The 12,245-nt window shown below is 36.3% G+C and carries 11 protein-coding genes; 1 reads left to right on the top strand and 10 read right to left on the bottom strand.

Features of this window, described 5'->3' with window-relative positions; all coding sequences use genetic code 11:
* Positions 1 to 54 precede the first annotated feature (54 nt).
* Positions 55 to 378: a hypothetical protein gene (locus ACZ9HT_RS01635; protein ID WP_476038689.1), complete on the top strand. Its 324-nt coding sequence runs from the start codon at positions 55 to 57 to the stop codon at positions 376 to 378.
* Positions 379 to 414: 36 nt separating this feature from the next.
* Here ACZ9HT_RS01635 and ACZ9HT_RS01630 read toward each other — a convergent pair whose 3' ends face one another.
* The 10 genes from ACZ9HT_RS01630 to lon form a co-directional block, all read right to left on the bottom strand.
* On the bottom strand, positions 415 to 1,053 hold the full coding sequence (locus ACZ9HT_RS01630) for an outer membrane beta-barrel protein (protein ID WP_476038688.1): 639 nt from the start codon (positions 1,051 to 1,053) through the stop codon (positions 415 to 417).
* The gene (locus ACZ9HT_RS01625; protein ID WP_476038687.1) at positions 1,046 to 1,858 is read right to left on the bottom strand and encodes an ABC transporter ATP-binding protein; all 813 of its coding nucleotides are present in this window, start codon (positions 1,856 to 1,858) and stop codon (positions 1,046 to 1,048) included. The genes ACZ9HT_RS01630 and ACZ9HT_RS01625 overlap by 8 nt, the downstream gene beginning before the upstream one ends.
* Positions 1,858 to 2,610, bottom strand: coding sequence for an MlaE family ABC transporter permease (locus tag ACZ9HT_RS01620; RefSeq protein ID WP_476038686.1), 753 nt, complete (start codon positions 2,608 to 2,610; stop codon positions 1,858 to 1,860). The genes ACZ9HT_RS01625 and ACZ9HT_RS01620 overlap by 1 nt, the downstream gene beginning before the upstream one ends.
* A gap of 37 nt (positions 2,611 to 2,647) precedes the next feature.
* Positions 2,648 to 4,015 (bottom strand): exopolysaccharide biosynthesis polyprenyl glycosylphosphotransferase, encoded by a 1,368-nt coding sequence (locus ACZ9HT_RS01615; protein WP_476038685.1) that lies wholly within the window; start codon positions 4,013 to 4,015, stop codon positions 2,648 to 2,650.
* Between the two features lie 36 nt (positions 4,016 to 4,051).
* The gene (locus ACZ9HT_RS01610; RefSeq protein ID WP_476038684.1) at positions 4,052 to 4,684 is read right to left on the bottom strand and encodes a 7-carboxy-7-deazaguanine synthase QueE; all 633 of its coding nucleotides are present in this window, start codon (positions 4,682 to 4,684) and stop codon (positions 4,052 to 4,054) included.
* Complete coding sequence (locus ACZ9HT_RS01605; RefSeq protein WP_476038683.1) at positions 4,677 to 5,561, bottom strand: bifunctional 5,10-methylenetetrahydrofolate dehydrogenase/5,10-methenyltetrahydrofolate cyclohydrolase; 885 nt, start codon at positions 5,559 to 5,561, stop codon at positions 4,677 to 4,679. Before ACZ9HT_RS01605 ends, ACZ9HT_RS01610 begins: the two co-directional genes overlap by 8 nt.
* Positions 5,562 to 5,590: 29 nt before the next feature.
* On the bottom strand, positions 5,591 to 7,231 hold the full coding sequence (gene pgi / locus ACZ9HT_RS01600) for a glucose-6-phosphate isomerase (protein WP_476038682.1): 1,641 nt from the start codon (positions 7,229 to 7,231) through the stop codon (positions 5,591 to 5,593).
* Positions 7,232 to 7,563: 332 nt separating this feature from the next.
* Complete coding sequence (locus ACZ9HT_RS01595; protein WP_476038681.1) at positions 7,564 to 8,475, bottom strand: DUF4349 domain-containing protein; 912 nt, start codon at positions 8,473 to 8,475, stop codon at positions 7,564 to 7,566.
* Positions 8,476 to 8,608: 133 nt separating this feature from the next.
* Positions 8,609 to 9,706: an AI-2E family transporter gene (locus ACZ9HT_RS01590; RefSeq protein ID WP_476038680.1), complete on the bottom strand. Its 1,098-nt coding sequence runs from the start codon at positions 9,704 to 9,706 to the stop codon at positions 8,609 to 8,611.
* Positions 9,707 to 9,786: 80 nt separating this feature from the next.
* Positions 9,787 to 12,192, bottom strand: coding sequence for an endopeptidase La (gene lon / locus ACZ9HT_RS01585; RefSeq protein ID WP_476038679.1), 2,406 nt, complete (start codon positions 12,190 to 12,192; stop codon positions 9,787 to 9,789).
* Between the last annotated feature and the right edge of the window lie 53 nt (positions 12,193 to 12,245).

Below are 12,245 nucleotides of genomic sequence, written 5' to 3'. Positions count from 1 at the left end.
CTAACCTTCCCAAAATTTGCTTAAATTTGGGAAGGTTTTTTTAATGATACAACTATGAAAAATTTAACATTTATTGGTTTTCTACTTTTAGGACTGGCATTTTTACTCTATTATTTACAACCTCAGTTTTCTGCGGTGAAACTTTTTGAGCCGATGACTCTAATGGGAATTCTGGCCGGAATTGGTATTGGATTAATAATCGGTGGAATTGTAGGTTATTCAAGTAAAGGTTCTGCAGTTCGGGAAGATCAGAAAAGAAAAGAACTTAAACAGCTTAGAAGAGAAAAAGAAGATTTAGAAAAGCAAGCGGCAGAGTTGGCTAAACAACAAACTGTAACTTACATACCGGAAGAAAATAAAGATCCTCAGAACTATTAATTCTGAGGATTTCTTTTATATCAATGTAAATAGCGTTTAGAATTTATAACCTAAACCGAGCATAAATAAACTTGATCTGTTGTCGTAATTAATTTCCTGATTAGATCCAGCAACAGTATTAACGAATTTTCTTTGGTCTTTCGAAAAAGCACCTTCGTATTTTGCAGAAATAATTAATTTTTTGATCTCACTTTGTGCTCCAATTTGGTAGCCTAAAGTAAATTCTTTTGCATTAACTTTCTGTACAAAACTGTCGAAATTATCATCTTTCGCAAGATTGAAACTTGCAACCGGTCCAACATAAGCACTTAGCATATCGCCCAGCAAATTGTATCCCAACAAAACAGGAACATCAACTCGACTTGTTTTTGCTTTAATGGTGGTTACTTCAGAATTGGTGTCGTTTGAAAGCGTTACTTCATTGCTGAAATTAGTGTAATAAATTTCAGGCATCACATATAAAGCAGACGGCACGTCTATCTTCATAGATAAGCCTGCGTTGAAGCCTGTGATATTTTTTCCGTTTTGTTCCACTGCATTTGCGATTCCAGTTTTAAAATTTTGCCAGGTTGCAGAACTGGTCGGAATTATTACGTTTGCTTTTGCAGCAAAAGAGATTTGTGCAGAAGCACTAATAGTTGCGGACAATAAAACAATGCTAAGAATTTTATTCATTAGAATGGGGTTTAGTAATAATATTATCGATTGAGGTCTTTTTGGTTTCGAGAAAATATTCCCGTAATTCTTTAAATAATTCTGATGAATAAACGAAATCGATGAGGTTTTTATTGCCTGCATTGATCAGGATGTCTTTGTTGCCTTCCCATTCCTTGATTCCCATTCGAAGATAAAGAATCTTTTCGCCGATGGTCATTACGGAGTTCATATCGTGGGAATTAATTATGGTGGTTGTATTATACTCCTGAGTAATTTCTAAGAGCAGATCATCAATAATATTAGAGGTGTAAGGATCTAGACCTGAGTTAGGTTCATCACAAAAAAGATATTTTGGATTGTTCACGATCGCCCTTGCTATCGCAACTCTTTTCTGCATTCCACCCGAAATTTCAGACGGATATTTTCTGTTGGCTTTTTCCAGATGAACTCTGCCGATAACTTCAAACGCTCTTCTTTTCTTTTCCCGAAAGGAAAGGTTTGTAAACATATCCAGGGGAAAAGTGATGTTTTCTTCCACGGTCATAGAGTCAAATAGCGCACTTCCCTGAAATACAGTTCCAATTTCAGAACGGAGCTGCTGTTTATCATCACGGTTCATTTTATTAATATCCCTGCCATCAAAAAGAATTTCTCCGGAGGTTGGCTGATAAACATTGAGCAAACTCTTCAGAAAAACTGTTTTTCCCGAGCCACTTTGTCCAATGATGAGGTTTACTTTTCCGGTTTCGAAAGTAGTTGTAATGCCTTTCAAAACTTCCACAGAGCCATCGAAACTTTTCTTTAAATCTTTTACTTCTATCATTAGCTAAGGAACATTTGGGTTAATATTAAGTTCATAATAATAATGGCAACAATGGTCCAAACTACTGCTTGGGTGCTTGCACGACCAACTTCTAACGAACCACCTTTTACATTATACCCGAAATAAGCCGGAATGGTAGCAATTAAAAATGCAAATGCTGCAGTCTTAAAAAATGCGTACCAAATAAAATGCGACGGCATGTACATTTGAATACCTGTGATATAATCGGCTTTACTCCAGCTTCCGGTTGCAATTCCTGCAAGGTAACCACCCCAAATTCCGAAAACAATACTAATCGCAATAAGCAAGGGATTAAAAATAACACTTGCTATGATTTTAGGCAGTATCAGAAAATTTGGCGAGTTTACGCCCATAATATCTAACGCATCAATCTGTTCCGTAACCCGCATTGTACCGATACTCGATGCAATATACGATCCCACTTTTCCGGCTAAAATTACCGAAATAATTGTAGGAGCAAATTCTAAAATCAGTACCACCTTGGTGGCATAACCAATAAAGGAATTAGGAATAGGAAAGGATGAGGCGCTAAAGTTATTGAACATTTGTATCGCAACAACCGCCCCAACAAATGTTGAGGTGAAAAGAACCAATCCGAAAGAGTTAACTCCCAGATCGTAAATTTCGCGCATAAATAGCTTACCGAATACAGACCTTTTCTGCGGTCTCTTCAAGGTCTTAGATAATAGGATGAAGTATGCTCCTATCTCGCTAAAAAGTCTTTTTAACATTCTGCTAAATTAGTGTTTTATTTTTTTCTATCTTTTTTTAATTGGCATTTTTATCACCACCGATAACTAAAAAGATGGTCTTCAAAATAATGATGAAATCCAGACTTAAACTCCAGTTCTTTACATAAAAAGCATCTGCCAAAATTCTTTTCTGCATTTTAATGTCCATGTTTCCTGTATCGCCCCGAAGACCGTTTACCTGGGCAAGTCCCGTGATTCCTGGCTTTACCAAACTTCTAACAGAATATCTTCCTATTTTTAGTTTGTAAAAATCATCAACCAGAAGCATGTGCGGTCTTGGACCAACTACAGACATTTCGCCTTTCAACACATTAAGGAACTGTGGCATTTCGTCTAAACTGGTTTTTCTTAAAAATCTGCCTATTTTTGTGATCCTTTTGTCATTTTCGGTTGTTGTTTTCTTGGTGCAGTCATCGTTTACATTCATGGTACGAAACTTTACGCAATTAAAAACCTGATCGTGAAAACCATATCTTTTCTGTAAAAAAAAGACAGGACCTTTGCCGTCTAATTTTATTAAAACGGCAATTAAAGGAAAAAGCCAAGAACAGATCAGTAACAGGATTACAGTAGAGAATAAAATGTCAACCGTCCTTTTAATGGTGATGTTGGTCAAATAATCCAGTGGGAATTTAGCCCGGACCAAAACAGGTTGCATCTCGATATAGCCTAGATCGTACCGAAAGAAATTGTTTTTTACGATGCTTGGGATTAATGATATCCGCACTTTATGGATCTCCGCAAAACGGTAAATTTCCTGTTCTTCGTCTTTGTCAAATCGGTGCGAGGATAAATACATGGTGTGAATTCCTTTGTCTTTCCAGAATTCAATTAATTTTTCTGTATTAAATAAGCAGTCTGTGGGATATTCAAATATTTTAAAACCGTAATCTTTTCTTTCTGTCAGAATGTTTTTGAGGAGTTCTGTGGAAGAATCTTCGCTCAGAAACATGATATTTCTGTAATTTATACCAAGAGTTCTTAAATATTTTAAAGTAAAGAAGACGATGGATTTTATCAGAAACAATAATATAAAAAGAAAAATCGCAATTAGAAAGCGGTCTTGCTTCAAAAAATCATTTTTACTAACTTTTGCAAGTAAAATTACGCCAAATATAAAAATGAAAATATGTGTAACAAGACGCTCCAGATAAATGGTGTAGGTTAAATTCCGCGCTACAGAATATAATTTTGTACGACCACTTAGCAAGATCCAAAAGAAAGCGAGAAGAATTAACGAAAGACCGTTTTGTTCCCAAATCTCCTGCTCATATTTAAATTCATTATTTCTAACAAAAAAAAACAGAAATACTCCGGCAATAACCAAAACGTCAAGCAAAATAAAAGTGGCTTTGAAATACCTGGAATATCGAATTTTTTGCATAAAGCCGAATTATATAAGAAGTAAATTTAACATAATTTACGGAATATTCAAATATTTGTGCGTTTGGACCGATGCCTGCCATTTCGGGTTCGCCAAAATAAAATCGGTAATTTTAGGATACATTTCATCGCGTTTGCTCCATTCGCTTTGTAAATAAAGCCTGCAGTTTTCGGAAACTTTCGCAGCCTGTTCTTCTGCAAATTTAAAATCGTTATTGTTGAAAATGATCATCTTTAACTCGCTGGCTTTGGAATAGATCGTGTCTTTTGGCAACCCGGTTTTTTTCGGAGAAAGCGTGATCCAGTCCAGCGTTCCGCTCATTTCGTAGGCACCAGAAGTTTCGATGTGAATTTCGCAACCCAGTTGTTTTAATCTCATTGTTAAGAAATCGAGGTTCCACATCAAAGGTTCACCGCCGGTTAACACAATGGTTTTGCAATGACTTGCTGCAGTGGTTGCAATTTCTTCTGCAGATAGTAGAGGATGAAGGTTTGGATCCCAGCTTTCTTTCACGTCGCACCAATGGCAACCCACATCGCAACCGCCTAGTCTTATGAAATATGCAGCTTTTCCCGTGTGTGCGCCTTCGCCTTGTATCGTGTAAAAATGCTCCATCACCGGGAGCATTTTACCTTCTTGCAATAGAATATTTTCTTTTTCTTTAGTCATTATATACGGAAGTTTTATAAGCTAAAATCGTATTTTTCAGCAACATTGCTCTTGTCATCGGTCCAACACCGCCAGGAACTGGAGTAATTGCTTCTGCTCTGTCTTTGCAGCTTTCAAAATCTACGTCGCCCATTAGTTTGTAGCCTTTTTCTGTGTTATCTTCGACTCTTGTAATTCCAACATCAATAACGATTGCTCCTTTTTTAATCATATCTCCTTTTAAGAAATTAGGATCACCAAGAGCTGTTATTACGATATCAGCATTACGCGTAAAATCCTCAATATGAGGAGTGTAGGAGTGCGTTAAAGTAACCGTTGAATTTCCGGGGAAATCTTTTCTTCCCATTAAAATACTCATCGGTTTTCCTACGATTCTGCTTCTGCCGATAATTACGCAATGTTTTCCTTTCGTATCGATTTGATATCTTTCTAAAAGGGTCAATATTCCAAATGGAGTTGCGGGTAAAAATGTGTCCATTTCCAGAGCCATTTTTCCGAAATTTTCCGGGTGAAAGCCATCTACATCTTTCCTCGGATCAATTGCCATAATGATCTTTTCCTGATCGATTTGCTTCGGTAAAGGCAACTGAACGATAAACCCATCTACGTCTTTCGCTTTATTCAGTTCGTCGATCTTTTCTAAAAGTTCTGCCTCCGAAACGGTACTCGAAAATTTTACCAGAGAAGATTTAAAACCAACTTCTTTGCAGTCTTTTATTTTATTATTAACGTATGAAACGCTGGCGCCATTATTACCGACCAAAATAGCCACTAAATGCGGCGGTCTTCTTTTTCCTGCAACGATCTTATCAACATCGACGCGGATTTCTTGCTTAATTTCTTTCGAAACCTTCAATCCATCAAGAATTTTTGCCATTTTACTTTTACTTTAGATTTATTTAGGATTTACTTTTTATTTTTAAAATAATTCATCAAACCATTGGTCGATGAATCGTGGGAAGCTATTTCTTCGTTACTTTCAATTTCCGAAAGGATTTTTCCGGCCAGAACTTTTCCCAGTTCCACGCCAAACTGATCAAAACTGAAAATATTCCAGATCACGCCTTGAACAAAGATTTTATGTTCATATAATGCAATTAATTGCCCCAGTGAAAAGGGATTTAATTCGTCGATCAATAAAGAATTCGTGGGTGTATTTCCATGGAAAACTTTATAGTTGACCAATCTCTCGACTTCTTCTGTAGAAAGTCCAGCTTTTTCTAATTCTAATCTTGCTTCCTCTTCTGTCTTCCCAAAAGCCAGTGCTTCTGTTTGTGCAAAAAAGTTCGCCATTAATTTTTCCTGATGGTCCGAAACCTTGTTGCAGGATTTTACATAAGCGATAAAATCAGCCGGAATTAATTCTGTTCCCTGATGAATGAGCTGATAAAAGGCGTGTTGACCGTTTGTTCCGGGTTCTCCCCAAATAGTTGGCCCCGTTTTATATTCCACAAAATGACCATTTCTATCCACACACTTTCCATTACTTTCCATATCGCCCTGTTGAAGATATGCTGGGAAACGATCTAAATATTGAGAGTAGGGCAGAATTGCATAAGTTCCGGCATCGAAGAAATTACGATACCAAATTCCAAGAAGCGCCATTAAAACAGGAACATTTTCTTTAAAATCTGCGGTTTTAAAATGATGATCGGTTTCATTTCCACCTTTTAGCATCTGCTCAAAATTCTCATACCCAACAGCCAGAACAATGCTTAATCCGATAGCGCTCCACAAAGAATATCGTCCGCCGACCCAATCCCAGAATTCGAAAATATTTTCCTCCGCAATCCCGAAATTTTTCACCGCTTCGGTATTGGTAGAAAGCGCGACGAAATGTTTTGAGACATCTTGCTGACTTCCACTTTTCAAGAACCAATCTTTTGCAGAAGCTGCGTTGGTCATTGTTTCCTGCGTAGTAAATGTTTTGGAGGCAACAATGAAGAGCGTAGCTTCTGGATTTAGATCTTTTAAAACTTCAGCAATGTGATTTCCATCAACATTAGAAACGAAATGAACATTAAGACGTGTTTTAAAATGTTTCAAAGCCGAGCAAACCATAACTGGTCCTAAATCAGAACCTCCAATTCCAATATTTACAACATCAGTAATTTCCTCGTCGGAAAATCCTTTATGCGCGCCGGAAATAATTTTCTCGGAGAAGGTTTTCATTTGATTCATAACTTTCCGGATCCCAGGTTTTATATTCTGCCCGTCAACCAGAATTTCTTTATCAGAAAAATCTCTCAAAGCCGTGTGTAAAACTGCGCGATCCTCTGTTTCGTTGATTTTATCTCCCGCAAACATTTTTCCGATCGCTGCCTTAACTTCGCATTCTTCTGCTAAATTTTGCAGTAGATCGAAAGTTTTTTGATCTATTAAATTCTTGGAATAGTCGAAAAGATAATTTTCTCTTTGAACAGAAAACTGCTTAAAACGGTCAGCATTATATTGAAAAAGCGTCCGAAGTTCGAAATCATTTTGTGCAAAATGGTCATTCAAAGCTTTCCAGGCTGCAGTTTGGGTAGGATTTATCTTAGGCAACATTTTTTGAGATTTTAAATTTCAGATCTTAACTTTTATGTGAAATTAAAACCGCTGCAAATTTACGGAAAAATGAGGGGATGGAAAACTTTGTGGTCAATACATTTTTGAGTGAATAAAAATGATTATTTTTCAAGAGAAATTTTAAACATATTAACAGGTCATTAAATGAAATTATTGAATGATATTTTTCAGAATAAAGAAATTGCTGATTACAATAAATTTGTGAATTCGTTGCAAATTACTACTGCAAAAGCGGTTATCATTCAAAATAAATAAAACAACAAAAAACCTCCGAGATAATTTCGAAGGTTTGATTTTATATAAACATCAATTTAAGGTTGTTGCTTGGAATCGTTGATTAAAGCATTTCCCTTTCTTTTCCTAAAAAAATAAAGAACAATTCCTCCGATCAAAACAAGCGGCCAGATCTGAAGTAGTCCTAAAATAATTTTCTGGATCAAATAAAATCCTTCTACAAGAGCATTTTTAGCATCATAAAAGATATTATATTTAAATTGATCATCAATATTTTGCGTGTTGGTCACTGCAATTTGAGCAACTCTGGCTTGTGGTTCTTTTAAAAAAATTTGTACCGTACTATATTCAACCTGATCTTTTATATCGAAATTTGCAATTTGTTGGTAATTACTTTCACTTTGATTATCGTCGGTCATTTTAACTTTGTTCTTATTCAGATTTAGTTTTGAAATATTTTTCCCGGTATTTGCATTTCTCTCAGCTTCAAGTTTCGACAGCTTAATGTTGGCGGTAACATCTTCTGCGAGAATAACGCGGGAGTTGAGAAACACTTTCTTATCATTAATGATTTTCAGAAATTCGCCCAGCTTCATATTTGGAACGCGGACTTCCATTTTATTTTCAGTTTGAAATTTCCGAACTATCATGGCATTCTCATCAGAAATAGTAAAAGTTTCCTCCGAAATAATTTGGGAATGCAACTGGCTGGAAGTTACAAAGCCGCCAAGATCCTTTAAAGATTTCTCCATAAAAATAGTTGCATCGTAAACGTCCTTTACTTCCATATTTACTTCCGCAGATTTAATGAACTGTTTGTCTTTGATCTGCAGATCAGCTACGGAAGAAATACTGTCAGCTGTTGGTGAAGATTCTGTTTTCATGGAACTTACCTGATCGTACGAACCTGTGCTTTCTCCTTTTTTGCAGGATAAGACAGATGTTAAAAGAAGTAATGAAAATGTGGTGGTAAGAAATTGTGATTTCATAACGGAATAATTTAAGGGGTTTATTCCATCAAATTTCCTTCTGAATTCTTTGTAAAGCTTGTAGATTCGTTTTTTACTTCTTGTAAAAGTAGTTTTGCGGTGTAAACTGCTGTAAAATAGATATTTAGATGATTTACTCTTTTTCCTGCAAGATTATTTTCTTGGTGATTTTGTACTTTTTGCGCACTTTCGTTTTGCTTTCTTCGCCTAAAAGTTTGCCCCACGGTTCTAGATCTTCGATCCTTTCAAAGATAATTTTCAGAATCGCTAAAAAAGGAATACTTAAAAACATTCCGGATATTCCCCACAATTCTTCACCGACCAAAAGACCGATAAATGTGAACAGTGCATTGATCTTCACTTTTGAACCTACCACCAATGGAAGCGTAATATTAGCATCGATCAAATGAATTGTAATGTAGCCGAAGAGTACCAAAAGCGTATGATTCCCGCCAGTTGCAAAGGATATTAAACACGCCATTAAACCTGAAAAGAGAATGCCGATGTAAGGAATTACATTGAGTAAACCCGTTAAAACGCCTAATAAAATCGCGTATTTTACACCGAGAACGGACAATAAAACAGTACTTAAAATGCTTACAATAAGAATCTGAATCAAAAGTCCGGAAATATATTCTTTAATTATTTTTTGAATTTCTAAAATGGCGTCGTTGACTTTGGAAAAATGTCTTTCGTTAAAAACAGAAGTGATAAAACCATATAAAATGCGACGATAGTTTAAAAGAAAGATAAAAAACAAAGCACTAAATACAAAAAATGCCATGGTTGAAGAAAACATCGCCACGGTGAAACCTAGAATGATTCCGGTGGACGAGAGCAAGTTTTCCAGAGCCTGATTAATGTAACTCATCTGTTTATCGAAGTTTACATGAAAGTTTTTGGAAACCCAAATTTGCAGTTCGTTAAAGGATTTTGAAACCTGCGTTTTCAGTACCGGAAAATCACTCGCAAAATCGCTCAGTTGTGTGCTGAAAAAATAAATAAGTCCAGACAGAAAAATCAACATGATCAGCAGGGAGGAAAAGGTAGAAATTGTTCTCGAAAATTTAAATTTTCTCTCTAAATAATTAGCAAACGGAAGAAATAAAAGTGCCATTAGAAAAGAAAAGAAAAGCGGTGCTAAAACGCCTTTACCAACTTTCGCTAAATATCCGATCGCCAAAATACTTACAAGAATTAGTGCAAGTCTGACCACAAAAGGAAGTTTCATTTCTTTCATAAAACAAAGTAACAATAAAAATGTTTTTGGAAAAGAAAAACGCTTCAAATATTTGAAACGTTTTTATCATTTTATTTTTCGATTGCCAGATCGATCACCTCGCTCATCCGGCTTACGTAATTAATTTTCAGATTCTTTAGATAATCCTTCTTAATTTCTTCCACATCTTTTCTGTTGGCTTCACAAAGAATAATTTCTTTGATTCCGGCACGTGCTGCAGCGAGTAATTTTTCTTTAATTCCACCTACAGGAAGCACTTTTCCACGTAAAGTAATTTCACCCGTCATCGCAAGATGAGATCTTACTTTTTTATTTTTGAAACTCGAAACGATAGAAGTCAGCATTGCAATTCCGGCAGAAGGTCCATCTTTCGGGGTTGCGCCTTCGGGAACGTGAACGTGAATATTATTTTTCTGAATATCTTCAGAAGGAATGCCGAGCTCTTCATGTTTTGCCTTAATGTATTCTACAGCGATCGTGGCAGATTCTTTCATTACATTTCCGAGATTTCCCGTCATCGTAAGATTTCCTTTGCCTTCGCTTAAAATACTTTCGATAAACAAAATGTCTCCACCAACCGAAGTCCAGGCTAAACCGGTAACAACGCCGGGAACACCTGTGATTTCCGATAAACTCTTCATTCTTGGAACACCTAAGATCTCATCAATTTTATTGACTGTTATTTTCGGATCGTATGTTTTTTCCATGGCAGTTTGCAAAGCGATCCATCTTGCAACAGAGGCGATTTGTTTTTCTAAGCCACGAACACCACTTTCAGAAGTATGCGCATCGACAATATGTTTGAGCTCTGCGTTTCCCAGTTTGAAAGATTTCGCGTCCAACCCGTTTTCTTCCTGCTGTTTTTTGATGAGATGGCGTTTTGCGATCTCTACTTTTTCCTCTAAAGTATAGCCTGCAATTTCGATGATCTCCATTCGGTCCAAAAGTGGTCGCTGTACGGTTGATAGGGAATTAGCAGTAGCAATGAACATTACTTTCGATAAATCATAGCCCATTTCTAAAAAGTTGTCATAGAAGGAATTGTTCTGTTCAGGATCCAAAACTTCGAGCAAAGCTGAACTTGGATCACCGTGAATTCCTGTTGCGATTTTATCGATCTCATCTAAAACGATCACCGGATTTGAGGTTCCGGATTTTTTAATGGATTGTAGAATTCGTCCAGCCATCGCTCCGATATACGTTTTCCGGTGTCCGCGAATTTCGGATTCGTCGTGTAATCCACCTAAAGAAACCCGAACGTATTTTCTACCTAATGCATCAGCAATTGATTTACCAAGCGAGGTTTTACCAACTCCCGGAGGACCAACCAAACAAAGGATCGGGGATTTCATATTGTTTTTCAGTTTTAGAACTGCCATGTGTTCCAAAATTCTTTTCTTAATATCTTCTAATCCAAAATGTGCTTTGTCTAAAACTTTTTCGGCTTTATGAATGTCAAAAACATCTTTAGAATATCTTTCCCAGGGTAAATCGGTAAAGAAATCTAAATAATTTCGCTGAACATTATAATCTGGAGAATTTGGATTTTGGCGTTGTAGGCGGTTGATCTCTTTTTTGAAATGCTCCTCAACTTCCTCATTCCATTTTACCTTCTTTGCTTTTTCTAAAAGTTCCTCAACATCGGATTCGGGACCGCCACCCAATTCATCCTGAATTGTTCTCATCTGCTGATTCAAGAAATATTCCCGTTGGCTTTTGTCTAATTCTTTATTCGTCTTTTGATGGATCTGGTTTCGCAATTCTAATTTTCGGAAATCGTCGTGCATCAATTCATAACATTTCTGTGCACGAATCATGAGGTTTTTTTCTTCCAGTAATTTTTGTTTGTTCGAGGAGGAAAAGTTGGCGTTCGTACAGATAAAATTCAGCAGATCTTCCGGATCATTCATATTATTGATGGCGAAATTTGCCGCACTCGGAATATTTGGATCAAGCTCAATAATTTTTAAGGCCAGATCTTTAATGTTTTCTAAAAGCGCATTGTATTCATCTGTTTTTTTAGAGGTAACATCTTTCAGTTTTGTGATCTCCGCTTTGAAATAAGGTTTCGTATCAGTGAAATTTTTAATTTTAAACCTTTGGAAGCCTCTTGTGATCGCAGTGACATTACCTTCCGGAAGTTTGATGATCTTAATGATCTTCGCTAAAGTTCCTGTAAGATAAAGGTCTTTTTCTGTAGGATTTTCGATGGCGGAATTATTCTGGCTTAAGATGCCGATAAACTCATTGTTTTTCTGAGCTTCTTCTAATAGTTGGATCGACATTTCTCTTCCGGCAGTGATTGGAATTACTACTTTGGGAAACATCACCATATTTCTTACCGGTAAAATGGGAAACGTTTTTTGATCCTTGCTTTTGGATTCGTCGAGGATGTCGGCAATGTTAATTTCTTCGGCTACAATACTGAATCCATCATCCATAATTTCGTCAAATGCAATATCTTCAAATTCTGTCATAATATTTTTGGAATGACAAATTGTCATTTAAATTAATTAGTTAATCAACAAAT

This window comes from Chryseobacterium sp. UYP7 (genome assembly GCF_056279225.1).
Note: the sequence above shows the minus strand (reverse complement) of the source record. Positions and strands in the feature narration are given on the sequence as shown.

Bases quoted from the DNA above. Each gene is read 5' to 3' on its own strand.
- ACZ9HT_RS01635 (WP_476038689.1), top strand. From the start codon at position 55: ATGAAAAATTTAACATTTATTGGTTTTCTACTTTTAGGACTGGCATTT.
- ACZ9HT_RS01630 (WP_476038688.1), bottom strand. From the start codon at position 1,053: ATGAATAAAATTCTTAGCATTGTTTTATTGTCCGCAACTATTAGTGCT.
- ACZ9HT_RS01625 (WP_476038687.1), bottom strand. From the start codon at position 1,858: ATGATAGAAGTAAAAGATTTAAAGAAAAGTTTCGATGGCTCTGTGGAA.
- ACZ9HT_RS01620 (WP_476038686.1), bottom strand. From the start codon at position 2,610: ATGTTAAAAAGACTTTTTAGCGAGATAGGAGCATACTTCATCCTATTA.
- ACZ9HT_RS01615 (WP_476038685.1), bottom strand. From the start codon at position 4,015: ATGCAAAAAATTCGATATTCCAGGTATTTCAAAGCCACTTTTATTTTG.
- ACZ9HT_RS01610 (WP_476038684.1), bottom strand. From the start codon at position 4,684: ATGACTAAAGAAAAAGAAAATATTCTATTGCAAGAAGGTAAAATGCTC.
- ACZ9HT_RS01605 (WP_476038683.1), bottom strand. From the start codon at position 5,561: ATGGCAAAAATTCTTGATGGATTGAAGGTTTCGAAAGAAATTAAGCAA.
- pgi (WP_476038682.1), bottom strand. From the start codon at position 7,231: ATGTTGCCTAAGATAAATCCTACCCAAACTGCAGCCTGGAAAGCTTTG.
- ACZ9HT_RS01595 (WP_476038681.1), bottom strand. From the start codon at position 8,475: ATGAAATCACAATTTCTTACCACCACATTTTCATTACTTCTTTTAACA.
- ACZ9HT_RS01590 (WP_476038680.1), bottom strand. From the start codon at position 9,706: ATGAAACTTCCTTTTGTGGTCAGACTTGCACTAATTCTTGTAAGTATT.
- lon (WP_476038679.1), bottom strand. From the start codon at position 12,192: ATGACAGAATTTGAAGATATTGCATTTGACGAAATTATGGATGATGGA.